The 23,065-nt window shown below is 58.5% G+C and carries 21 protein-coding genes; 12 read left to right on the forward strand and 9 right to left on the reverse strand.

Annotated elements, in window-relative coordinates; genetic code table 11:
• Positions 1-41 precede the first annotated feature (41 nt).
• Both CU103_RS17510 and CU103_RS17515 read right to left on the reverse strand, forming a co-directional pair.
• On the reverse strand, positions 42-2,522 hold the full coding sequence (locus tag CU103_RS17510) for a heavy metal translocating P-type ATPase (protein ID WP_106665332.1): 2,481 nt from the start codon (positions 2,520-2,522) through the stop codon (positions 42-44).
• A gap of 107 nt (positions 2,523-2,629) precedes the next feature.
• Entirely contained in the window at positions 2,630-3,610 is a 981-nt protein-coding gene (locus tag CU103_RS17515) for a LysR family transcriptional regulator (protein ID WP_106665495.1), read from the reverse strand.
• A gap of 232 nt (positions 3,611-3,842) precedes the next feature.
• Between CU103_RS17515 and CU103_RS17520 the strand changes: the two genes are divergently transcribed.
• The 7 genes from CU103_RS17520 (at position 3,843) to CU103_RS17550 (ending at position 11,577) form a co-directional block, all read left to right on the forward strand.
• The gene (locus CU103_RS17520; RefSeq protein WP_106665496.1) at positions 3,843-4,937 is read left to right on the forward strand and encodes an ABC transporter ATP-binding protein; all 1,095 of its coding nucleotides are present in this window, start codon (positions 3,843-3,845) and stop codon (positions 4,935-4,937) included.
• 41 nt (positions 4,938-4,978) lie between these two features.
• Positions 4,979-5,710 (forward strand): HAD-IA family hydrolase, encoded by a 732-nt coding sequence (locus tag CU103_RS17525; protein WP_106665333.1) that lies wholly within the window; start codon positions 4,979-4,981, stop codon positions 5,708-5,710.
• A 17-nt stretch (positions 5,711-5,727) separates the two neighbouring features.
• Entirely contained in the window at positions 5,728-7,032 is a 1,305-nt protein-coding gene (locus CU103_RS17530; protein WP_106665334.1) for an NAD(P)/FAD-dependent oxidoreductase, read from the forward strand.
• Between the two features lie 65 nt (positions 7,033-7,097).
• Positions 7,098-8,147, forward strand: a complete 1,050-nt coding sequence (locus CU103_RS17535) for an ABC transporter substrate-binding protein (RefSeq protein ID WP_106665335.1) — start codon at positions 7,098-7,100, stop codon at positions 8,145-8,147.
• An 83-nt stretch (positions 8,148-8,230) separates the two neighbouring features.
• Positions 8,231-9,043, forward strand: a complete 813-nt coding sequence (locus CU103_RS17540) for an ABC transporter permease (RefSeq protein WP_245448856.1) — start codon at positions 8,231-8,233, stop codon at positions 9,041-9,043.
• Positions 9,044-9,048: 5 nt separating this feature from the next.
• A complete protein-coding gene (locus CU103_RS17545) occupies positions 9,049-9,855 on the forward strand; it encodes an ABC transporter permease (RefSeq protein ID WP_106665337.1) in 807 nt (268 codons plus the stop codon).
• 18 nt (positions 9,856-9,873) lie between these two features.
• Positions 9,874-11,577 carry a GMC family oxidoreductase gene (locus CU103_RS17550; protein ID WP_106665338.1) on the forward strand — a complete coding sequence of 568 codons (1,704 nt, stop codon included), beginning with the start codon at positions 9,874-9,876 and terminating at the stop codon, positions 11,575-11,577.
• 176 nt (positions 11,578-11,753) lie between these two features.
• On the opposite strand, the gene CU103_RS17555 is transcribed toward CU103_RS17550, so the two are convergent.
• On the reverse strand, positions 11,754-12,584 hold the full coding sequence (locus CU103_RS17555; protein WP_106665339.1) for an alpha/beta hydrolase: 831 nt from the start codon (positions 12,582-12,584) through the stop codon (positions 11,754-11,756).
• Positions 12,585-12,869: 285 nt separating this feature from the next.
• Between CU103_RS17555 and CU103_RS17560 the strand changes: the two genes are divergently transcribed.
• The 5 genes from CU103_RS17560 (at position 12,870) to CU103_RS17580 (ending at position 17,426) form a co-directional block, all read left to right on the forward strand.
• The gene (locus tag CU103_RS17560; protein WP_106665340.1) at positions 12,870-14,006 is read left to right on the forward strand and encodes an ABC transporter substrate-binding protein; all 1,137 of its coding nucleotides are present in this window, start codon (positions 12,870-12,872) and stop codon (positions 14,004-14,006) included.
• Positions 14,007-14,097: 91 nt separating this feature from the next.
• A complete protein-coding gene (locus CU103_RS17565; RefSeq protein ID WP_106665341.1) occupies positions 14,098-15,012 on the forward strand; it encodes a branched-chain amino acid ABC transporter permease in 915 nt (304 codons plus the stop codon).
• 14 nt (positions 15,013-15,026) lie between these two features.
• Positions 15,027-16,001, forward strand: a complete 975-nt coding sequence (locus CU103_RS17570; RefSeq protein WP_106665342.1) for a branched-chain amino acid ABC transporter permease — start codon at positions 15,027-15,029, stop codon at positions 15,999-16,001.
• Positions 15,994-16,743 (forward strand): ABC transporter ATP-binding protein, encoded by a 750-nt coding sequence (locus CU103_RS17575; protein ID WP_106665343.1) that lies wholly within the window; start codon positions 15,994-15,996, stop codon positions 16,741-16,743. The genes CU103_RS17570 and CU103_RS17575 overlap by 8 nt, the downstream gene beginning before the upstream one ends.
• Positions 16,740-17,426: an ABC transporter ATP-binding protein gene (locus CU103_RS17580; protein ID WP_106665344.1), complete on the forward strand. Its 687-nt coding sequence runs from the start codon at positions 16,740-16,742 to the stop codon at positions 17,424-17,426. The genes CU103_RS17575 and CU103_RS17580 overlap by 4 nt, the downstream gene beginning before the upstream one ends.
• A 284-nt stretch (positions 17,427-17,710) precedes the next feature.
• Here the strand turns inward: CU103_RS17580 and CU103_RS17585 are convergent, their stop codons facing one another.
• The 6 genes from CU103_RS17585 to CU103_RS17610 all read right to left on the reverse strand — a co-directional run bounded on the left by CU103_RS17585 (position 17,711) and on the right by CU103_RS17610 (position 23,063).
• Positions 17,711-18,484: an amino acid ABC transporter ATP-binding protein gene (locus tag CU103_RS17585; protein WP_106665497.1), complete on the reverse strand. Its 774-nt coding sequence runs from the start codon at positions 18,482-18,484 to the stop codon at positions 17,711-17,713.
• Positions 18,484-19,164 (reverse strand): amino acid ABC transporter permease, encoded by a 681-nt coding sequence (locus CU103_RS17590; protein WP_106665345.1) that lies wholly within the window; start codon positions 19,162-19,164, stop codon positions 18,484-18,486. Before CU103_RS17590 ends, CU103_RS17585 begins: the two co-directional genes overlap by 1 nt.
• Positions 19,165-19,246: 82 nt before the next feature.
• Positions 19,247-20,017 (reverse strand): amino acid ABC transporter substrate-binding protein, encoded by a 771-nt coding sequence (locus CU103_RS17595; RefSeq protein WP_106665346.1) that lies wholly within the window; start codon positions 20,015-20,017, stop codon positions 19,247-19,249.
• A gap of 180 nt (positions 20,018-20,197) precedes the next feature.
• Positions 20,198-21,268 (reverse strand): ABC transporter ATP-binding protein, encoded by a 1,071-nt coding sequence (locus CU103_RS17600; RefSeq protein WP_106665347.1) that lies wholly within the window; start codon positions 21,266-21,268, stop codon positions 20,198-20,200.
• Positions 21,269-21,282: 14 nt separating this feature from the next.
• Positions 21,283-22,131 carry a carbohydrate ABC transporter permease gene (locus CU103_RS17605; protein ID WP_106665348.1) on the reverse strand — a complete coding sequence of 283 codons (849 nt, stop codon included), beginning with the start codon at positions 22,129-22,131 and terminating at the stop codon, positions 21,283-21,285.
• Positions 22,131-23,063, reverse strand: coding sequence for a carbohydrate ABC transporter permease (locus CU103_RS17610; RefSeq protein WP_106665349.1), 933 nt, complete (start codon positions 23,061-23,063; stop codon positions 22,131-22,133). Before CU103_RS17610 ends, CU103_RS17605 begins: the two co-directional genes overlap by 1 nt.
• Positions 23,064-23,065: the final 2 nt, after the last annotated feature.

Below are 23,065 nucleotides of genomic sequence, written 5' to 3' on the forward strand. Positions count from 1 at the left end.
CGTACCAGCTTGATCATGGGTCGCCTCGATCGTCTGCGCGATCATGCCCCATGCAGTGGAGGGCTGAATCTTTTGAGCCGTAGCGCGTTGGTCAGAACGAACACACTCGAAAGGGCCATGGCACCCGCTGCGAGCACGGGGGACAACAATGTGCCATTAACCGGATAGAGCGCGCCTGCAGCCACCGGAATGAGCGCCGCATTGTAGGCAAAGGCCCAGAACAGGTTCTGGCCGATGTTCCGGATTGTGGCTCTCGACAGGGCAATGGCATTGACCACGCCGCGCAGATCCCCGGACATCAGCACCACGCCGGCACTTTCAATCGCGACATCTGTGCCCGTGCCGATGGCAATGCCGACATCCGCAGCGGCCAGCGCTGGAGCGTCGTTGATACCGTCGCCGACAAAGGCGACGCGCTGCCCCTTTGACGCCAGCCGCTTTACCGCCTCGACCTTACCGTCAGGCAGCACTTCTGCCACAACTTCATCGATCCCCAGACGCCGGGCGATCGCTTCGGCGGTGCGGCGATTGTCGCCCGTAATCATCGCAACTTTGAGGCCCAGTCCATGCAATGCGGCAATCGCTTCGGGCGTTGTCGGCTTGATCGGGTCGGCAACCGTGATGATCGCAGCAAGCCTGCCATCAACGGCAGCATAAAGCGGTGACTGCCCTTCCCGGGCAAGGCGCTCGGCATCATTGGCAAAAGGGGCGACGCTGTGGCCGAGCCTTGCCATGAACCGGTCGGCGCCTACTTCGACTTTCCGGCCGCCAATCATTGCGGCAACACCAAAACCGGGTGTTGCTGCGAAATTATCTGCGGCAGCGAGCGGCAAGCCGTCACGCCTGGCGGCGTCGACAATGGCCTCGGCAATGGGATGCTCGGATCGCGCTTCGAGTGAGGCGACGAGGCTCAAGATTTCGTTGCGAGCGAAACCTTCGCTCGTCTTGAAATAGGCAAGTGTCGGTTCGCCGAGTGTCAGCGTACCGGTCTTGTCGAGCGCGATGACTTCAGCGTCGCGCAGCGTCTGCAGGGCATCTCCTCGGCGAAACAGCACACCCATCTCCGCCGCGCGGCCGGTCCCCACCATGATCGACGTCGGTGTTGCCAGCCCCATCGCGCAGGGGCAGGCTATGATCAAAACGGCGACTGCATTCACAAGGGCAAAGGTCAGGGCGGGATCGGGACCGAAAATGAGCCAGACAATGAACGTCGCGGCAGCCGCAAGCATGACAGCGGGCACGAACCAGTTTGTCACCCTGTCCACCATCGCCTGGATCGGCAGCTTGTCCGCCTGGGCCTCCTCGACCATGCGAATGATCTGGGCAATCAGCGTGTCACTTCCAACCTTCGTTGCCCGGAAGGCGAAGGAGCCGTTCTTGTTGACCGTCCCGCCAACGACGTCCGAACCGCCGGCCTTGTTCACGGGCACGGGCTCGCCAGTAATCATCGATTCATCCACGTAGGACGACCCGTCGATCACCACACCGTCAACCGGGACTTTCTCGCCGGGACGGACAATGACCACATCGCCCGTGCGTACCTGCTGAAGTGGTACATCGACCGCTTCCCCATTGCGCAGAACGCGCGCCGACCTGGCCTGCAGTCCGAGCAGCCGCTTGATCGCTTCGCTCGTGCGGCCCTTGGCGCGGGCTTCAAGATAGCGCCCGAGCAGGATAAGCGACACGATAACCGCGGCGGCCTCATAATAGACATTGGTTGTGCCTTCGGGCAGGAGTTGCGGCGCAATGGTGGCGACGACCGAGAAGCCCCAAGCCGCCGTGGTACCGAGTACGACAAGCGAATCCATGTCGGGTGCCAAGCGCAACAGTGCCGGCACCCCCTTCCTGAAGAAGCGCAAGCCAGGACCAAACAGCACCAGCGTGGTCAACAGAAACTGGAGATACCAGCTCTCCCGCATGCCCACGGTTTCCATGACGAATTCGTGGATAGCGGGCACGAGATGCGATCCCATTTCAAGGACAAACACCGGTATCGTCAGCACGGCAGCGGCCGCGAGACTGATCTTCAGGCTGCGCAACTCGGCTTCGCGCCGGTCAGGACCGCCATCTTCGGCCTTGCCTGTAGCGACCTCATTGGCTGCGTAGCCTGCAGCCTTGATGGCCTGTGCCAGACGCGAAGCGGTCGTACTTGCGGTCGCAACCCGCACGGTTGCCCGTTCCATCGCCAGGTTGACGCTGGCATTGGTAACCCCGGAGACGGCCCGGAGCGCCTTCTCGACCCGGCCGACACAGGACGCACAGTTCATGCCTTCGATATCGAGCTCGATGGTTCTTTCGCCCACCTCGTAACCGGCATTGCGGATCGCAGTGATCACGGCTGGAACGTCGGGCGTGCCGGAAAAGGCAATATCGGCGCGTTCTGTTGCAAGATTAACCGAAGCCTTGGCGACGCCAGGTACATTTGCAATGGCTTTCTCCACCCGGCCAACGCATGAGGCGCATGTCATGCCTTCAATGACCAATCGATGATTTGGGCGAATCTGAACGTCTGGCATGCTCATTGGAAGACCTCTTTTGTCCTGTTGCCAGCAAGATAGGGCTTCCCATCGTGGTAAGGTCAAGGCCTTTGAAAGCACTCATTCAAGGCAGACACGGGCAGCAACACCGGTCAATTCTCGGTTGACGCCATAGGCGATTTCCTATCGAGCAGTGCCTGGAGTCCGAGAGCAGGATATTGCCTATCAAGATCGAGAACGTCTTCAAGCAGTTCGGCGATAATCCAGTCGCGGATGTGCGACACCACTGGGCGGCGCGGCTTGTCGCGCATGCGCACCAGATGGCAAAGCCGCCCCGTTACCATCAGATCCTGCCGCGCAGGGACCAGTGCCCGCGTGCGCAGCCAGTGCGCAACGACATTCAGCCAGCCCAGGGCCACACCCTGACCGAGCAATGCCGCTTGCACAACAATCGCATAGTCCGAAAAGATGAGCGAATTGACCGTTTCTCCGGCCTGGCGGGGCAGAAACAGGCCGGACCAGTCGGGCTGGGCGCTATCCAGATTGACGATTGTATAGACGGGTGCCTCCACCCCCTCCTGTCCGGTCGCGTACTGCTCATAATAGGATGGGCTGCAAATCGGCATCAGGATTTCCGGCATGATCAAAGCGGCTTCGTGCCGTTCATCCGCGCCGTCGACAAAGCGCATTCCAAGGTCGACATCGGCAACGGAACCACCAAGTGCACCTATGACAAGTTGGAAGCGCAGGTCGACATTCGGGAAGTCTGACTTGAACTTGCTCATTCGTGGCATCAGCCAATGCGTGGTGAACCCGGTTGAAACCGAAAGCGAAACCGTTTCGAGACCGGTCTGGCGGTCCTCGATTTCGCGCAACGCATTTTCAATTCCCGAAAAACCTTTGGTTATGCTCTCGAACAGGATCGTGCCCGCTTCACTTAAGGACGATCCTGTCGCAATGCGAACGAAAAGCTGCGTGCCGAGATGGTCTTCCAGCCGCGCGATCATCCGGCTGACTGCCGCGGGTGTGACATTCAGTTCGTTCGCCGCTTTGGAAAAATTCCCGCAACGGGCTGCCGCCTCGAAAGTAAAGAGGGCATTCATCGACGGCAGGGAACGGCGCAGTAAGGTCATTACACCATGTAACACCTCAGCCAACTTTTTTTCAATTGCCAGCTCATCCATCTTTTGATCTGTTATCGTCAACAGGCTTTTTGGAAAGGCCAAGAACAAGGGGAAATCGATACGGTTTTGCCGTCTGGCGGGGAGTCCTTCGCCAGCGAAAGGGGCTGTATATCTCTGCTCAATGAACAGGATTGCATCCGGCTTCGGTGCTGGTTTGCAAGGAAAGTTGCAGTGGATCTCAATGAATATCGCAAGAAATATTGAAAGTGTCGGTGTATCGATCCGCAATGCGCGCAAGAGCTACGGAGCCTTTCACGCCCTGGACGACGTAAGCCTCGAGGTCGGTGCGGGTGAGTTCGTTTCCCTCCTTGGCCCCTCGGGGTCGGGCAAGACCACCTTTCTCGGCATTCTCGGCGGCTTTGTACAGCCCACCTCCGGTTCGGTGTTTCTCGGCGAGAAGGATATTACATATGCTCCGCCCCACAAGCGCGATATCGGTATCGTTTTTCAGAACTACGCGCTGTTTCCGCATATGAGCGTGGGCGAGAATGTTGCTTTCCCGCTGCGCGCACGCCGCCAGCCGAAGTCAACATGGGCCGCCAAGGTGCGGGACGCACTTTCGATGGTCGAACTCACAGGCTTCGAGCACCGGCGCATTACCGAACTTTCCGGCGGCCAGCGGCAGCGCGTTGCCCTTGCACGCGCCATCATCTTCGAACCGCGGCTTATTTTAATGGATGAACCGCTGTCTGCGCTGGACAAACAGTTGCGCGAGAACATGCAGATCGAACTGCGCCATCTGCACCAGAAACTGCGCGCAACCATCATTTACGTGACCCATGATCAGCGGGAAGCGCTGACGATGAGCGACCGTGTGGCCATCATGAATCGCGGCAAGATCGTGCAGATCGATACACCGGTCCGCCTGCACGATCATCCGTCGGATTCCTTTGTTGCAAGCTTTATCGGCGAAGCAACCCTCGTTCCTGTGGACTATGCGGCGACAGGGTGTGCCAGGCTTGGACCGTACCATCTGCGCTCCGCCCACCCGGTCCCTCAGGGCAAAGAAATTTTTCTCGCTGTCCACGCCGAGAAATTGCTGATCGCCGATGATGCCGATGACGGCATCCTCAATCGCATGGCCGGCACCGTGACTGAGGTCCTCTATCAAGGTGAAAGTGCTCGCGTCTTCGTAAAACTCGACGATGGTACGAAGTTGAGTCTGCGCCAGCCGAGCAATCACACGGGCCTGACAAAGATCAAACCCGTGGGATCCAGAATGACCATCGGGCTCCATCCCCAGGATACGATCGTGGTTCCCAAGGCCGCCTATTAATCAAATAACCGCAATCCGAACAAACTGACGAGAGAATGCAAATGTCACTTACAACCTTCAAAGTCCTCACATTCGACGTTGTCGGCACACTGATCGACTTCGAAACGGGCGTCATAAGCGCCATTCGCGAACTTGGCGGCGACAAGGCAGCCAGGGCTCCCGAAGACGAGATTTTCGAAGCCTACAAGCGCGGCAGGGACAAATTCTACGGCCGCTCCAGCTTTGCCATGAAGGACGTCTATCGGTCGCTTGCCACTGAACTCGGTTTGCGGAACGACGATGCAACGGCGGACGCCTTCCAGCTTTCGATATTCCGCTGGCCCGCTTTCGCCGATTCCGTTGCCGCGTTGAAGCGGCTGCGCAAGAATTTCCGCCTGGTTGCCATGACCAATGCGGATCGCACTGCGTTTTCCGCTTATTCTGCCACGCTCGGCAATCCGTTCCATGACAGTGTCACATGCGATGAGACAGGTGTTGCCAAGCCGAACCCGCAGTTCTTTGCGTTCAACCGCGGCCGCCAGTCCGCGCATGGCTACCAGTTCAACGAGATCCTTCACGTGGCGCAGAGCCAGCACCACGATATCGGCATCGCCAAGGATCTTGGCTACACTGTGTGCTGGATCGAGCGCCGACAGGGCCTGGAAGGTTTTGGCGGAACCCCCGCCCCGGCAACGCTGACAAAGCCCGACTATCATTTTGCGTCGCTGAAGCAGCTTGCCGACGCGGTGGACGCGGAAATTCTCAGCTTCCACAATTCGGCAACGGCAGCCTGATCCGGAGAAGCATATCCATGGTCTCCGCCCCGCCCCTGTCTGAAATCACATCGCTGTGGAGTGATACGGCCGCCAGTGAGCCGCGCTTTGGCAAGCTGTCCGGCGACAGGCAATATGATGTTGCCATCATAGGCGGTGGCTATACGGGGCTCGCCGCCGCCCGCTATCTGGCACGCAAGGGTCTGAGCCCCGTCGTGCTTGAGGCGAGCCGCGTTGGCTGGGGTGCGAGCGGGCGCAATGGCGGTGTGGTTTCGGGCAAGTTCCGCCTGACCTTCTCCGGCATTGCCGAAGGCTGGGGCATCGACATGGCGCGGCACATGCACGACCTCGGTATCGAGGCCATTGATCATGTCGGCGAACTGGTCGAAGCCTATGGTATCAAAGAGGCAAACTTTCAGGAAAGCGGCAGCCTGCGCTGTGCGCACAATGAAATTTCGCTCGCTGCCCTCAAGCAGGAGGTCGCATGGCTTAACGGGGTGCTCGGCGATCATTCCACGTCCATTCTTGCGCCATCACAAATGCTGGAGGAAACCGGGTCGGAAGGTTTTACCGGGGGACTTCTCAATACCCATGGCGGCGTCATCCACCCCCTCAATTTCGTTCGCGGCATTGCTTCCGGAATAGCCGCCGAGGGCATTGCGATTTTCGAACAGAGCCCGGTCACCTCGATACGGCGTGACAGCGCAGGGCTGGTGCTCGAAACGCCAAGCGGAACCATCAACTCCCGCCACGCAGTCATGGCGACGAACGCCTACTCGGATCTGACTTCAGCCACACAAAGTGTGCAGCGAACCCTTATCCCCTTCCGCAGCGCCATAATCGCGACCGAACCGCTAACCGGCAAGCCGGCGGCAACGCTGCTTTGCAAGGGCCGCAGCTACACGGAGACACGGCGCATGATGCGCTGGTTCCGCAAATCTGGCGACCGGCTGCTGTTTGGCGGCCGCGGTGCGTTCGGCAAGACCGATTCACCATCGGCCTTCGCTGCCTTGCAAAAAGCCATGGTCGCGCAGTTTCCGGAACTCGCCGATGTCCAGGTAACGCATCGCTGGTCGGGGCTGGTTGGCATGACACTCGACAGCATTCCACATGTTGGGCGGCTCGACGACAGGATCAGCTATGCCGTCGGATATAATGGCACCGGGGTCGCGATGTCGACGCTGATGGGCAAATATCTGGCGGAGATTGTTACCGGCAACAGGCCGAATATCGGACTTCTTGCGTCAGAACGCCTGAAGAAAGTCCCCTTCTACCCCATTCGAGAACCCGCCGTCCGGCTTGTTGCCGGCTGGTACCAGTTCCTTGATGCAATCGGGCGTTAAGACCCGCCGATTTGAGTGACCGTTAAAGAGGCCTGGCGCCTCAGGAAAAACAGAGGAGAACGAACATGCGGTACCAACATTCCAAAGTTACCCTCGCGGTGGCTTGCGCGGGCGCGACCCTGATGGCCACAAGCGCATTTGCCGAGCAGATCACCTTCATTTCGCAAGGGGGTGCCTATCAGGAGGCCCAGACCAAGGCCATCCTTGACCCGGTTGCCGAAAAACTCGGCATCACCATCAATCAGGACAGTTCCCCTGATGCCTGGCCTGTGATCAAGACGCAGGGCGCGACCGGAAAGCCGGTCTGGGATGTCGTTGATACGCCAACCAAAGACTGCATCCGCGGCGGTGAACAGGGGCTGATCGAAAAGCTCGATTTCAGCAAGATTCCCAATGCCGAAAAGATGCCGGAAAAATACAAGACGCCTTATTCGGCCGCATATGAATTCTATTCGAGCGTGCTGGCCTACAACAAGAGCAAGTTCGGCGATAATCCACCGCAGTCATGGGCGGATTTCTGGGATGTGAAGAAGTTTCCTGGAACCCGGGCGCTTCGCAATCATCCCCTGGCCACGCTCGAAGCCGCACTTCTTGCTGACGGCGTTGCCCCTGACAAGATCTATCCGATCGATGTCGACCGGGCGTTCAAGAAGCTGGAAGAGATCAAACCGCATATCACGGTCTGGTGGACCTCCGGTGGCCAATCGGCCCAGCTTTTGAGCGACGGTGAAGTCGACATGGAAATGGCGTGGAACGGGCGCGTGAGCGCGGTTCAGAAAGAAGGCGGCGATGTCGGCTTTACCTTCAACCAGGGTTTTTTGCAAAACACCTCGCTGTGCATTCTCAAGAACGCGCCGAATCTGGAAACGGCCATCAAATTCGTGAACGAGGCGCTGGCACCGGAAATTCAGGCCAATCTGCCACTTGAGATCGACTATGGACCCGGCAACCCCGAAGCCTTCAAGACTGGCAAGATCCCGGCTGAACGGGCAGCCGAACTGCCCAGTTCACCGGACAATGCGGCAAAGCAGGTTCTGATCTCGACCGAATGGTGGAGTTCAGCGGAAGGGGAAGCGGTTCAAAAGCGCTGGGCGGAGTTTATCCAAAAGCCATGACATATAGTCTGACGGGAGGATTTTCCTTGCCTCGATCGCGACCCGAAGCCTTCCGGCGACACGACCGCCAGGAGCAGATACTGATGTTTCTGCTCCTGGTGCCGGCTTTGGCCGTCATCGTTACCCTGCTGCTTGTTCCCCTGCTGTGGCTCGCCTGGCAATCGGTCTATCACGACGGTTTCACGTTGGAAAATTATCGCCGCATCTTGAGCGAAGATGTCTATTGGCACAGCTTTCTCCAGACGTTCCGCATCGCCTTCATCGTGACCGCGGCGACCATTTTGCTCGGCTATCCGGTGGCTTACGTGGCGGCATCGCTGCCGCGCCGCTGGAGCATCGTGGTTCTGGCGATGGTCGTGCTTCCATTCTGGACAAGTGTTCTGGTACGCGCCTACGCCTGGCTGATCCTCCTGCAGCGCACAGGCATCATCAACAGCATCCTGAAATCGCTGGGTCTGATTGATACGCCTCTGATCCTGGTGAACAATGAATTTGGTACCGTCATTGCTACGGTTCACATTCTACTGCCCTTCATGGTGCTGCCGCTTTATGCCACCATGCAGAAAATACCCGCGGAGCTGACCATGGCTGGCGCAAGTCTTGGCGGAACGCCGGCGCACGTCTTCTTGCGCGTATTCCTGCCCTTGTCGCTGCCAGGCATCATCGCCGGCTCTGTGCTTGTCTTTGTCCTGACACTCGGTTTCTACATCACCCCTGAGCTTTTGGGCGGCGGGCGGACCTTCATGGTCTCCATGCTCGTCAGCCGCAACGTCGAGCTCTATAACGAATGGGGCGCAGCAAGTTCGATCAGTGTCGTCCTGCTTGCCTGCGTCTTCGCCATCTTCTGGGCCGCCAGTCGCTTGATCCCGGTCGAGCGGCTGATGGGGATGAGGTGACTGAGATGACACCCGTTCGCCTTGCACTTTACGGTTTCGTCGGCCTCGTTCTGCTTTACCTGATGATCCCGGTCATCATCATCGTGCCCATGTCGTTTTCCAGCGCTCGGTTCTTGAGCTTTCCTCCGCCCGCCTTCTCGCTGCGCTGGTATGAAGCCTATCTTGGCAGCGTAGCCTGGATGCAGGCGACAAAAGTGAGCCTGATCCTTGCAGTGTCGAGCTCGGTTATCTCCACCGTTCTCGGCACGGCCGCCGCCTATGCGCTCAACAATTCGAAATCGCGGCTTGTGCAGAGCCTCCAGGTCATCCTGCTCCTGCCACTCGTGACGCCGATCGTCATCATCGCAATCGGTGTGTTCTTCGTTTATGCAAAGGTCGGCCTGCTTGCAACGATACCGGGGCTCGTGCTCGCCAATGTCATGCTGGGCATTCCTTATGTCATCACGGCGGTGCTCGTCGGGCTGCGCAAGTTCGACCCCACGCAAGAAATGGTCGCGCGCAGTCTTGGCATGAACCGGCTGCGCAGCTTCTTCGTGGTTACACTGCCACAGATCAGGCCGAGTGTGATTTCGGGAACGTTGTTCGCCTTCATCTCGGCCCTGGATGAGACCGTCGTTGCCCTGTTCATCGCAGGCGGCGAGAACCAGACATTGACCAAGCGAATGTTTACCGCGCTGCGAGACGAGATTGATCCGACCATCGCAGCGATCAGTTCGCTCCTCACTGCCGTATCATTCCTGCTCGTCATTTTGATCGCACTCAATGCCAGAGAGGCCAAGCCAGTGCCGGAAGAGCGCGTCAATGGGCATTGAGATCTGGAGCATGCCGGCGTGACAAGCGACTTCCTTATTGTCGGCGGCGGATCAGCCGGATGCGTCCTGGCTGCCCGGCTGTCGGAAGATCCGCGCAACACCGTCACCCTCGTCGAGGCCGGCCGCGATCTGACGCTGGAGACCATGCCAGGCGAAATTCGTAGCCGTTACCCCGGCCGCGCCTATCTCGATACCGGCAACATATGGAACGCGCTGACTGCACGCATGGGCTTTGCGACGAGCAACCGGGCGCCCCCCACTCCCCGCCGCTATGAACAGGCGCGAATCCTCGGAGGCGGCTCGGCGATCAATGCGCTGATGGCCAATCGCGGTGCGCCCGGCGATTACGATGAATGGCAAACCCTTGGTGCCGCCGGTTGGAACTGGGACAACTGTCTGCCCTATTTCCGCAAGCTCGAGAATGATCGTGATTTCGGCGGTCCGCTGCATGGGAACAATGGTCCCCTGCCGATCAGACGGCTGGCGATGGATCGGATGTCTCCCTTCGTCGGCGCCGTTGCGCGCACATTGACCGCGACCGGATATCCGATGCAGCCCGATCAGAACGGTGCCTGGCAAGACGGTGTCTTCGTCGGTGCAGTGGCCGTCAGTGAAAACGGCGAACGAGTGCCAACGTCGGTAGTGTATCTGACACCAATGGTGCGACAGCGGCCAAATCTGCGTGTCATTACCGGACGGACAGTCGAACGGCTGCTGTTTGAGGGGACCCGGGCCATCGGAGCAACTCTCCTTGCACATGGCGGTGGACCGGCCACCACGATCCGGGCTTCCGAAATTATCGTTTCATCCGGCGCTGTCCACACGCCGGCGCTGCTGCTGCGCAGCGGCGTCGGACCCGGCGCTGACCTTGCAAGCCTGGGTATTCCGGTGATCGCTCATCGGCCTGGGGTCGGGCGCAACCTGATGGAGCATCCATCCATTGCCGTCGCCGCCTTCCTGCCTCCTGCGGCGCGGGTAACCGATCAGGCCGAGCATCACGAACAGTGCATCCTGCGCTTCTCGTCAGGCTTGCAAGGCACACCGCAGGGCGACATGCATGGCGCGATCCTTGCCCGCTCCGGATGGCATTCGATCGGCATGCGCATGGGCAGCCTGTTTTTCTGGGTCAACAAATCCTATTCGCGCGGCTTGCTTACACTTGCCTCTGCTGACGCGCGGATAGAACCCTGCGTCGATTTCAGGATGCTGTCAGACGAGCGCGATCTGCAACGGCTGAAACTCGCTTTGCGGCTCGGCGCGGATACGCTGACCAATCCGATGATGAATGGCTTCAGAGATATTGTTTTTCCTTCAAGCTATTCGCCGCGCGTCGCGAAAGTCGCAGCGCCCGGCAGATTGAACGCCGTCCAGCGCGGCGCGCTTGCGGCAATGCTCGACTATGCCGGGCCCCTGCGCAAAGGCCTCATCCATGGCGTCGTTACGCTCGGCGTCACGATCGATGGCCTTCTTGATGACGATGAGGCACTCACGTCCTTTGTTCAGAAAAATGTTGGCGGCACATGGCACCCCTCCGGCACATGCAGGATGGGGGCGCAAGTCGATCCCATGGCCGTCACATCGCCATCCGGCAGAGTTTACGGGACACAGAACCTGCGTGTTTGCGACGCCTCACTGATGCCGAGCATACCTTGCGCAAATACCAACATTCCCACCATCATGATTGCTGAGCGGATGGCCGACCTTATCAAAACCAGGCAATGACCATCACTCATTTGGATCTCTGACGACCCATGCCGTTGCATGCCGTATTCTGACTGGTCTAAAGCTCGGACACCAATCCGCACCTGGCAGGGAGCTTGAAAACGCAAAGCGCGGCGCATTGGCTGTCGCTGGGATCATTGTGGGGATCACAGGTTCAATGCGACCATTCTTGTCACTCAACCGGACAGCAAGGTTGTCGTCAGTTCGTGCGCAGGATCGGCGAGACCATCGATGATGTTGAAGTGGTGACGATCCGGTTCCACCACTGTCGCCGTGGCGGCGCCCAGACCGGTCCAAATATTGGCCAGCAGTTCGCTCTGGCGTACAAACTCAGCCCGCTCACCGCCGCCGACCCAGCACGTGATGCGTGCATTTTCCATCGGACGCAGCAGAGCCGGACTTTCCGCCAGCGCCTCGGCTTCATCGATGTGAAGATGGCCATTCATTGCGGTGGAGAGGATTGGCCGCAGATCGTGGATGCCTGAAATAGACACTGCATGGCGGATGCGAACGGCAAGGCGCACTGGAAGCGGCGATGTGGCAGACACCATTCTGCTTATGAGGTGGCCACCGGCCGAATGCCCAACCAGCAGGAGCGGACCGTCGATCATGTCTGCCACTATGCTGATCGCCGCAGCGATCTCTTTCACGATGCCGGCGATGCGTATCTGTGGGCAGAGCGAATACGACAACATGGCAACGGCATAGCCATGAGCCAGCGGACCGGCTGAAAGGTGCGACCAAAAACTCTTGTCGAGCCTGAGCCAGAATCCACCGTGGACGAAAACCACCAATCCCTTCGCTGTCGCTCCAGGCACGAAGAGGTCGTAACGATTGCGTGCCCCGTTACCGTAGGCCTGATCAAGTTTCGCCCGGCCAGCGGCTAAAAGGGTCTCGCGGTAGATTTTGGCTGGCTCGACCCAGGCATGCGGCCAGCGGTCGCCCCCGGCAATATTCGGGCCATTGGCATAGGCGTCATCCCAGTCTGAAATCTGGCGATGGATCATCGGCTTTGCCCTCCGTCGACGTGAACGGTCTGAAGGCTAACAGAGGCTCGAAGGATCGCCAAGCAATCATTTTAATCTTGAAACTTCGTGCTTGAAGTAAATTTCAACAGATGTCATGCTGCACGAAGTTGCAGGCCTGCACTGTTTGCTGGACGTGACGGTATCGGGCAAGACGCTTCCAGTTACCATGAGGTTTGAGCTGCTGTGTCGGTAATTCTGCAAAGTTCGGGCTCGGCTCTGACATTAAATACCACCAAAAACGGGAACACCCAAAAGGGGAACAACATGAAGAGTATCATAGCAGTCAGCATCCTTGGCCTTTCGCTGGCCACCGCAAGCGCCGCAAATGCCGAACCTGTGAAAATTGGTGTGATTACCACATTGTCTGGCGGTGGCGCGGGTCTTGGCATTGATATGCGTGACGCGTTCACCCTGGCGATCAAACAGTCTGGCAACAAGGAGATCGAGCTTATTGTCGAGGATGACGCCCAGAAACCTGAAATCGCGGTGCAGCTGGCAGAAAAAATGATCCAGAGCGACAAGGTCGATCTCCTGACCGGCATCATCTGGTCAAACCTTGCCATGGCGGTCGTGCCGAATACGGTGGCGCAGGACATCATCTATCTGTCGCCCAACGCTGGTCCCTCGGCTCTTGCCGGCGCGAACTGCAATGCGAACTATTTCAATGTCGCCTACCAGAACGACAATTTTCACGAAGCGATGGGACAATACGCCAACAAGGACTACAAAAAGACCTTTGTCCTCGCCCCAAACTATCCGGCCGGCAAGGATTCGCTGACGGGCTTCAAGCGTTTCTACAAGGGTGAACTGGCGGGTGAAATCTACACCCAGGTCGGGCAGACCGACTACGCAGCCGAAATCGCCCAGATCCGCGATTCCGGCGCGGATTCGGTGTTTTTCTTCCTGCCGGGGGGCATGGGAATCGCCTTCATGAAGCAGTATGCGCAGTCGGGCGTGAACATTCCGGTCATGGGACCGGGCTTCTCGTTCGACCAGGATGTCCTGGGTGCAATCGGTGATGCGGCGCTCGGCGTAAAGAACTCGGCGACATGGTCCAAGGACCTCGACAATGAAGCCAACAGGAAGTTCGTCGACGCGTTCCAGGCCGAATACAAGCGTCTGCCCTCGATCTACGCGGCGCAGAGCTGGGACACGGCCAACCTCATCATCGCGGCCCTTTCCAAAACAAGTGTAAAGGATAAGGACGCGTTCCGTGCGGCGCTGAAGGCGGCGGATTTCAAGTCCGTACGCGGCGAGTTCGTGTTCAACAACAACAACCATCCGATCCAGAACGTGTACGTCCGGGAAGTGGTGAAGGAGGGCGACGTGCTGACCAACAGGATTGTTGCGACGGCTTTCGAACATCACAAGGATGCATATGCGGACCAGTGCAAGATGTAATTCGCGCATTTGTGTTCTGCCAGGCCTGCCCGGCGTGCCACGACGGGCAGCCCTCTATATTCAACCCTGAAACGAAGCCTGGATCGCCACCTTGTCCACTGCATTATTGATCGAGCAACTTTTGAACGGGCTTCAGCTTGGGGTGATGCTGTTCCTTATGGCGGCCGGGCTGACACTGATCTTCGGGGTCATGGGACTTATCAATCTTGCCCACGGTTCGCTTTACATGATCGGTGCCTTCGCCTGCGCCATCGTGGCGTCGGCGACTGGCTCATTCTGGATCGGGCTGATCGCCAGCCTGGTGGCGGCAGCGGCCGCTGGCGCGATCATGGAAGTTCTGGTCATCCGAAGGCTTTACGAACGTGACCATCTGGATCAGGTGCTGGCCACCTTCGCACTCATCCTGATCTTTTCTGAAGGTTCGCGCTGGCTGTTCGGCTCGTTTGCGCTCTACCTTGATATCCCACCGCTGCTCCAGGGCGCGGTGCCGCTCCCCGGCGGCGGCCAATACCAGCTCTACCGCCTGGCCGTAATAGGTGTGGGGATCAGCGTCGCCGTTGGCCTGCATGTCCTCATTTCCCGCACCAGGCTTGGCATGCGCATCCGGGCGGGTGAGTCGGACCGCGAAATGATTGCCGCCCTTGGCATCGATATCCAGACGCTTTATACCGTCGTATTTGCGCTCGGTGCGGCTCTTGCCGGTCTTGCCGGGGCCCTGGTTGGAGCCCTGCAATCGGTACAGGTCGGGATGGGCGAGCCGGTGCTTATCCTCGCCTTCGTCGTCATTGTCATCGGCGGCATCGGATCGATCAAGGGAGCCCTTGTCGGCGCGATCCTGGTTGGTACCATCGACACGATGGGCCGCTTCCTTTTACCGAAGACGCTGGCGCTGATCTTGCCAGCATCACAGGCCGGGATGATCGGAGCCGCCCTCGCCTCCATGCTGATCTATATCGTCATGGCCTTGATTCTCGCTTTCAGGCCGCGCGGCCTGTTCGCCGCGTAGTTGTGAGAACCGCAATGGCCGCCCGTGAACCCACCGTGAACACCCTGCTGGCTCTGTTGCTTATGGCGGTACCGCTGGTAGCACTGGCGATAGGCGAGCCGTTTTATATCACGCTCGCCACGCGTATCGCCATTCTCGCGCTTGCCGCCGTCGGACTCAACATTGCGCTCGGGCTCGGCGGGCTGGTGTCGTTCGGTCATGCGGCTTTCTTTGGCCTTGGCGGCTATGTCGCGGCTATTCTTGCCACCCATGCCTTCAATGGCGAGCCGCTTTTCCTTGGCATACCGGGCACCACATCGATGCCGGTGATCTGGTTTGTGGCGATCGCGATCTGCGCCCTGATTGCGTTACCCATCGGGGCGATCAGCCTGCGGACGGCCGGCGTCTATTTCATCATGATCACGCTCGCCTTCGCGCAAATGATCTATTATTTCGCCATCTCCTGGCCGGCTTATGGCGGCGAGGACGGGTTGTCACTGTACGTGCGCAATTCCCTCCCTCTCGTCAACACGGCCAAGCCATTGCCGTTCTTCCTGGTCTGCTATGCCCTATTGATGCTGGCACTGGCCCTGTTCTGGCTCATACGAGGTTCGCGTTTCGGCGCGGCGCTGCAAGCAGCAAGACAGAACGCGACGCGCCTTTCGGCTGTCGGTATCGCGCCCTTCAATATCAATCTCGCTGCATTTGTCATGTCAGCCATGATGACGGGTCTGGCAGGTGCGCTCTTTGCCGATCTGAACAGGTTCGCCAGCCCCTCCATGCTGTCCTGGCATATGTCGGGGGAACTGATCGTGCTGATCATTCTTGGAGGCAAAGGCCGTTTGTTTGGTCCTGTCGCCGGGGCGATGCTGTATGTGTTTTTTGAGTATGCGCTTGGCGGCATTACCGAGCGGTGGCAATTCTTCCTTGGTCTTATTTTGCTTGGCGTTGTGCTTTTTGCACGCGGCGGCTTGTTGGGCCTGCTGGCCGGAAAGGTGCAACATGGTTGAGCCTGTCCTCGAAATCCGTGATTTGCGCAAGAACTTTGGCGCGTTAAAGGTAACCGATGGCGTGAACCTTGATCTCAGACCGGGTGAAATTCATGCTCTGATCGGGCCGAATGGAGCGGGTAAAAGCACGCTGATCCATCAGATCTCAGGGTCAATCCGGCAGGACAGCGGCACGATCCGCTTCCTCGGACAGGACATGGCGGGGCTGGGCATGGCGGCGCGGGCAAGCCTTGGCCTTGGACGCAGCTTCCAGATATCATCCTTGGCCCCGGAGTTTTCCGCGCTGCGCAATGTCATGCTGGCCGTCCAGGCCCGGCAAGGACCGAGCTTTCGCTTCTTTCGCCCAGTCATGGCCGACAAGAGCCTGACAGATCCGGCAATGGCCATGCTGGAACGCGTGGGATTGGCAGCACGCTCAAATCTGCCTGCAGCGGAGCTTTCGCATGGCGAGCGCAGGCAGCTCGAAATCGCCATTGCGCTTGCGCTTGGGTCCAAGGCCTTTCTCTTTGACGAACCGATGGCCGGCATGGGACCGGAAGGCTCCAGGAGCTTGACCAAATTTCTCGGCGGCCTGCGCCGGGAGGCGCCGATCCTGCTCGTCGAACATGACATGGATGCCGTATTCGCGCTTGCTGACCGGATATCCGTGCTCGTTTATGGCCGCATTATCGCGTCCGGCAAAGTCGACGACATCCGAAACGATCCCGAAGTGCGTCGAGCCTATCTGGGGGAGGCAGCATGACACTTCTGGCAATAAATGCTCTTGAAACGTTCTATGGCGCATCCCAGGCGCTGTTCGGCGTGGATCTTGACGTGGAAGCGGGAGAGGTCGTCGCGCTGATGGGGCGTAATGGCATGGGCAAGACGACCACGATCAATTCCATTTTCGGGCTTGCCCGTCCGCGCGCCGGTACCATCAGCTTTGCCGGCAGATACCTTGGGGGCATGCGACCACACCGTATCGCAAGGCTGGGCCTTGGTCTTGTACCTGAAGGCCGGCGCTGCTTCCCCAATCTTACCGTGCGTGAAAACCTGCTTGCCGCAGCGCGCGGGAGCGAGTGGACACTGCAAAAAGTGAGCGAGCTCTTTCCGCGTCTTGATGAGAGGCGCGATCAATATACCAACACGCTTTCGGGGGGTGAGCAACAGATGCTGGCGATCGGCCGCGCGCTGATGACCAATCCGAGCCTGCTTGTCCTGGACGAAGCGACAGAAGGTCTCGCGCCCGTGATCCGGCAGGACATCTGGGCGGCGATTCGCAAGCTCAAGGCTGGTGGCCAGTCAATTCTTGTCGTCGACAAGACGCTGGCCGAACTTCTGCCAGTGGTGGACCGCTGTTTTGTTCTCGAAAAGGGAGCAACGGTTTTCACCGGCAGGCCGGATGAACTGACGCCGGCGTTGCAGGATCGATATCTCGGCGTTTGAGCCAAACGAGCGCTGCAAACGAACTCATTAAGGCGCAGGAACACTGCGCCTGATCGGCGACGCTGCGGCAAATTTTCGCGCCCACGACCCGCCACGCATCGCCAGCAAGCCGGACGCAATTGCACGGCTGGGCCATCAAGCCTGTCTTGGCCATGCCGGTCGAACTTCATCAAGACCGCCGACCGCTGGGTGGCCTCCTGTTCCATCAGGCCGTTGTTTGATCGGGCAAAACGCGCTTTTTCGCGGGGGTGAACTTGTCTGAACACCTTGGTTCTCCACCGGCCCTAGATACCCTCGCCGTAGGTGTGACCTTCCTCATGGGTCAAGGTCGCAATAAAGCGCTTGGTGCGCTCCCGCTTGGGCTGCGTGAAGATATCGCGCGATGTCCCTGTTTCAACGATAACGCCCGCATCGAGCACAATCACTTCGTTAGCAATCTTGGACGCCAACCGAAGGTCGTGCGTCGCCATGACCATCGTCGTGCCTTCCCGCGCCAACTGTGCCAGCACGTCAACCACTTCTCCCGAAAGCTCCGGGTCGAGCGCCGAGGTCGGCTCGTCACACAAAAGGACTTTAGGTGACGGTGCCAAGGCACGGGCGATTGCAACGCGCTGCTGCTGCCCTCCGGAAAGCGTCGATGGCCAGACTTCGGCCTTATGCGCGAGCCCGACCTTCTCGAGCAAGGCCATTGCCCGCTGCCGCGCCCGATCCTTTGGCCATTTCAGGACCGTGGTCAGGCCCTCGGTGACATTTTCGATCACGGTCCGGTGCGGGAAGAGCTGGAAGTTCTGAAAGACCATGCCGGTATGTCGGCGCAGCAGCTGGATTTGCTTCGAGCTTATTCTGCTGCCGGGGTGGAATTCCAGCCTGTCCCCCGCGATCTCCACTGACCCTGCCGTGGGTACCTCAAGCAGATTGATGCAGCGCAGCAGCGTGCTCTTGCCGCCGCCGGACGGTCCGACCAAAGCCATGACGGCGCCCTCGGCAACACTGAGCGAAACATCGTTGAGGACCGTCATATCGCCGAAGCGCTTTTCGATGTTTTTCAGTTCTATCATCATGAGCGCGCCTCCAGGAATCCGCCATAGCGGTTCAGGCGATGCTCCAGCCTCGCCTGCAGCGATGAAAGAACCGAACTCAGGACCAGATAAATCAGCGCCGCCTCGACATAGAGAATTAGGGGCTCATAGGTGGTTGCCACGATACGCTGTGCCGCCTGAAACAATTCCGGCACGGTGATTGCTGCGGCAAGCGAGGTGTCTTTCACCAGCGAAATAAAGGTGTTTGACAGTGGCGGCACGGCGACCCTGGAGGCCTGTGGCAAGATGGTGCGGCGCATGGCCTGCGACCAGCTCATACCGATCGAATAGGCAGCTTCCCATTGCCCCTTTGGAACCGAGGAAATGACGGCGCGTAGAATTTCCGATGTGTAGGCACCAATGTTCAGCGTGAAGCCGATCAGGGCCGCGGTGAAGGCGTCGAGCACGATGCCGACGCTTGGCAGGCCATAGAAAATGAGGAAGAGCTGCACCAGGAGGGGCGTCCCGCGAATGATCCAGACGTAGAACTTGATGATTGCTGCCAACGGGCCAGGCGCGAACAGCCGGATGAGCGCAGCGATGAGGCCCACCGTGAGGCCGAGCACGAAAGATAAAAGCGTCAGCGGAATGGTGAAAATCAGCCCCGCCCACAACAGTGAGGGCAGCGATTCGAGCATCAATGTCAGCCAATGGGGCAAGCCGGTTCTCCTCAAAGACAAGGGCAGGGAGTTTTGCTCCCTGCCCCCTTAGAGCGTAAAAACCATCAATGGTAAACGGTTGTTACTTCGAAACATCCTGACCGAAATACTTGTCGGCGATCTTCTGGTAAGTGCCGTCGGCCTTGACCGTCTCAAGTGCCTTGTTGATGGCCGCAAGTAGATCAGGTTCACCCTTGCGGATAATGATCCCGGAGAAATCTGCATTCTCCTGCTGCGCGGCAATCTTCACATTGGCATCGGGCTTGTGCTTCTTGAAATCGAGGAAGGACAGGCTGTCATTGATCGTGGCGTCGGCCCGGCCGTTGAGAACGAGCTGGATCGACTGGTCAAAACCATCGGTGCCGACGAGCTCGGCTCCGGCTTCCTGAGCGATCTTGCCGAAATTGCTGGAGAGTGACTGGGCCGACTTCTTGCCCTTCAGATCGGCAAAGCTCTTGATCTCGGTATTGTCGCCCTTGATGATGAGCACGGCCTTGGAAGCAATATAGGGTTCGGAGAAATCGTACTTCTGCTTGCGCGCTTCGGTGATGCCGACCTGGTTGATGACCGTGTCGTAACGATTGGCGTCGAGACCGGCGATCAGTCCATCCCACTTGCCTTCAAGAAACTCGGCCCTGACGCCGAGATTCTTGGCGATGGCCTCACCAATTTCCACGTCGAAGCCGACGAGCTTGCCTGCAGCATCATGATAGGTGAACGGGGCATAGGTGCCTTCCGTGCCAATCTTCAAAACGCCCGCGGCCTTGATCTGCTCGAGATTGGAGGCAGCCTGTGCCTGTGCGGGCACAATTGCGAGGGCGCCAACGATGAGGAGTGATTTCAACCAGTTCATTGTGTTTCCATCCGTTTGTTACGTGCCTTTCGGCGAATGACTGAAAAATGTCACTTTGCGACGGCCCTGCATAGGCATTCACCGCTGACGCAACGGCTATAATGGTGAAATTAATACCAGAAATCCCCAGAAGGTGGGAATATTATTCCAAGCTCGCTCGCCCACCAATCCCCGATTTTTCTAGGACAATCTTAAGCCCGTCTTGCCGTGGAAGACATGGACATCTGCCGGTTTGATGCCGAGAGCAATCGTATCGCCAGGCCCGCGATCGGTCCGCCCCATGGCGAAGATGCAGACCTGTTGCCCGGCAAGCCGCGTATAGAACTGGGTCGACAAACCAAGCGGCTCGATGACTTCTATCTTTGCCTTCAGCGCAGCTGAAGTACCGACCTCGATGTTCTCGGGGCGAATTCCAACGGTGACCCTGTCGCCATCCTCGACCTTCAATTCCGGCCGCAAAGGTATCATCTGGCCGTCGGTCAGTTCGGCTGAAACCTTGTTGCCTTGCCGCGCGACCACCGCGGGCAGAAAGTTCATGCCCGGCGAGCCGATGAATCCGGCGACGAACAGATTGGCGGGATGATCGTAGAGTTCGAGCGGGGTTCCGACCTGCTGGATCACGCCGTCATGCATGACGACGATGCGATCAGCCATCGTCATGGCCTCCACCTGGTCATGCGTGACATAGACGGAGGTGGTTTTCAGCTGCTGGTGCAGCGCCTTGATCTCCGTGCGCATGTGCACGCGCAGCTTGGCATCGAGATTGGACAATGGCTCGTCGAAGAGGAACACCTTCGGATCACGCACGATGGCGCGGCCCATGGCAACGCGCTGGCGCTGACCACCGGAAAGCTGACGCGGCAAGCGTTGCAGGTAGACATCAAGGCCAAGCCGCTTTGCCGCGCTGCCAACGCGGTTGAGGACAAGTTCCTTGGCCGTCTTGCGCAGCATCAGGCTAAAGCCCATGTTCGAGGCGACATCCATATGCGGGTAGAGCGCATAGGATTGGAACACCATGGCAATGTCGCGGTCTTTCGGCGCCACATCATTGACCACCCGATCACCTATTTTGATCTCACCTGCGGAGATTTCCTCCAGCCCGGCAATCATCCTGAGCAGCGTGGACTTGCCGCAGCCGGAAGGGCCGACAAGGACGACGAATTCGCCATCAGCAATAGAAAGATCCACCGCCGAAAGCACATTCATGGCGCCGTAGTTTTTCTGAACATTCGAAATGGTGACAGAAGCCATTGGTTGATCCTTTGTTAGCCCTTCACTGCACCGGCGGTCAGCCCCGTGACGAGGTAGCGTTGCAGGAAGGCGAAGAACAGACAGGCCGGAATGAGAGCGAGCACGGAGGCTGCCATCATCTGACCCCAGTCGACGGCAAACTTGCCGATGAACGTCAGAAGTCCGACCGCGAAGGTTTTCTGACTGTCGCTGCTGATCAGCATCAGCGCGAACAACAGTTCACTCCATGCGGCGGTAAAGACGAAGCCTAGCGTTGCGCCCATGCCGGGCAGCGTCAGCGGAATGATGACCTTGCGCAGCGCCTGGCTACGGCTACAGCCATCGATCATCGCGGCTTCCTCCAGATCCTTGGGAATGCCATCGAAGAACGACTGCATGAGGAAGGTCGCAAAGGCGATGTTGAAGGCTGTGTAAATGATGATCAGGCCGGTCAAGCTGTTCGTAAGCCCAAGCTGACCCATGATGCGGTAGATGGGTGGTATCACCATGACCAGCGGAAAGGTCTGTGTCAGCAGTAGCGTCACCGCGACGGTGGTCTTGCCGTGGAACGAAAAACGCGACATTGCATAGCCAGCGGCCGAGGCGATGACGGTGACCAAAAGAGCCGTGATTACCGACACGATCACGCTGTTGAGGAAGTAACGCGGAAAGTCGGTTGCGCGCAGCACGGTCTTGTAGTTTTCCCATGTTGCGGTCGAAGGCCAAAATGTAATGCCCTCCGAATAGAGCAGCGACTGCGGCGTTACCGAAATCTTCAGCGTCCAGAACAAGGGGAACAGCGCGAAGACGACATAGGCTCCAATGGCGGCGTAAAGGCCAATGCCGCCAAGGATGCGCGCGTTGCGGGATCGTCCGGCAATCATCAGGAATACCTCACAAGCGAGCGGCGAATTCGGATCAGCACGATCGCGTACAGGATGAGTAGTGCCAGCAGCAAAACGGCGACAGCCGAAGCATAACCCTTATCGAGCGTCTTGAAGGCACTGACATAGATATAGGTGGCGACCGTATTGGTGGAACCGGCAGGCCCACCTTCAGTCATCACATAGATGAGGTCGGCAAAGGTGGCGATCCAGATCGTGCGCAACATCACCGTGATGGCAATGGTCGGTGCAAGGAAGGGCAGAGTCACCTTGGTGAAGCGCTGCCAGGGATTGGCGCCGTCGATTGCCGCTGCCTCGTGCAGTTCACCTGGAATGGATTTCAGTGCCGCCAGCAGCGTAATGGCAAAGAAGGGAACGCCGAACCAGACATTGGCGATGATCGGTCCCCACATGGCGGTGGCAGGATCTGACAGAATGTTCGTTGGCTCAGCTTTCAGGCCAAGCGCAAAGAGCCAATGCGGCAGCGGACCGACGATCGGGTTGAACAGCCAGGCCCAGGTCAGGCCCGACAGGAACGACGGGACAGCCCATGGCAGAAAGACAATTGCCTGGACGAATTTCTTGCCGGCAAAATCCCGGTCAAGGAGCAATGCCAGCCCGAGGCCCAGAAAAAACTGCAGAACCAGACTGGCCACAGTCCACCACAGCGTGTTCATCAAGGCCTGGCCAAGCACCTGATCGTGCAACAGCGCCTGATATTGCGCCAGACCGACATATTCGGATTTGAATGCCGAGAATTTGCGGAAGGAATAGCTCACGCCGAAGATCAGCGGCACGACGAGCACCAGCAGCAGGAGGACAAGCCCGGGACTGAGATAAAGCCAGGGCTCGAATGCGACCGAAAAGGACCGCTTGGCACCCTTGCCGCCGCTATTCTGCGGCAAACCTGCCGCCGTCGATTGCATCACCATAT

This window comes from Phyllobacterium sophorae (assembly GCF_003010965.1).
GTDB lineage: Bacteria > Pseudomonadota > Alphaproteobacteria > Rhizobiales > Rhizobiaceae > Phyllobacterium > Phyllobacterium sophorae.

Coding starts and splice junctions, on each gene's coding strand:
- CU103_RS17510 (WP_106665332.1), bottom strand. CDS start 2,522: ATGAGCATGCCAGACGTTCAGATTCGCCCAAATCATCGATTGGTCATT.
- CU103_RS17515 (WP_106665495.1), bottom strand. CDS start 3,610: ATGACCTTACTGCGCCGTTCCCTGCCGTCGATGAATGCCCTCTTTACT.
- CU103_RS17520 (WP_106665496.1), top strand. CDS start 3,843: ATGAATATCGCAAGAAATATTGAAAGTGTCGGTGTATCGATCCGCAAT.
- CU103_RS17525 (WP_106665333.1), top strand. CDS start 4,979: ATGTCACTTACAACCTTCAAAGTCCTCACATTCGACGTTGTCGGCACA.
- CU103_RS17530 (WP_106665334.1), top strand. CDS start 5,728: ATGGTCTCCGCCCCGCCCCTGTCTGAAATCACATCGCTGTGGAGTGAT.
- CU103_RS17535 (WP_106665335.1), top strand. CDS start 7,098: ATGCGGTACCAACATTCCAAAGTTACCCTCGCGGTGGCTTGCGCGGGC.
- CU103_RS17540 (WP_245448856.1), top strand. CDS start 8,231: ATGTTTCTGCTCCTGGTGCCGGCTTTGGCCGTCATCGTTACCCTGCTG.
- CU103_RS17545 (WP_106665337.1), top strand. CDS start 9,049: ATGACACCCGTTCGCCTTGCACTTTACGGTTTCGTCGGCCTCGTTCTG.
- CU103_RS17555 (WP_106665339.1), bottom strand. CDS start 12,584: ATGATCCATCGCCAGATTTCAGACTGGGATGACGCCTATGCCAATGGC.
- CU103_RS17560 (WP_106665340.1), top strand. CDS start 12,870: ATGAAGAGTATCATAGCAGTCAGCATCCTTGGCCTTTCGCTGGCCACC.
- CU103_RS17570 (WP_106665342.1), top strand. CDS start 15,027: ATGGCCGCCCGTGAACCCACCGTGAACACCCTGCTGGCTCTGTTGCTT.
- CU103_RS17575 (WP_106665343.1), top strand. CDS start 15,994: ATGGTTGAGCCTGTCCTCGAAATCCGTGATTTGCGCAAGAACTTTGGC.
- CU103_RS17580 (WP_106665344.1), top strand. CDS start 16,740: ATGACACTTCTGGCAATAAATGCTCTTGAAACGTTCTATGGCGCATCC.
- CU103_RS17585 (WP_106665497.1), bottom strand. CDS start 18,484: ATGATAGAACTGAAAAACATCGAAAAGCGCTTCGGCGATATGACGGTC.
- CU103_RS17595 (WP_106665346.1), bottom strand. CDS start 20,017: ATGAACTGGTTGAAATCACTCCTCATCGTTGGCGCCCTCGCAATTGTG.
- CU103_RS17600 (WP_106665347.1), bottom strand. CDS start 21,268: ATGGCTTCTGTCACCATTTCGAATGTTCAGAAAAACTACGGCGCCATG.
- CU103_RS17605 (WP_106665348.1), bottom strand. CDS start 22,131: ATGATTGCCGGACGATCCCGCAACGCGCGCATCCTTGGCGGCATTGGC.
- CU103_RS17610 (WP_106665349.1), bottom strand. CDS start 23,063: ATGGTGATGCAATCGACGGCGGCAGGTTTGCCGCAGAATAGCGGCGGC.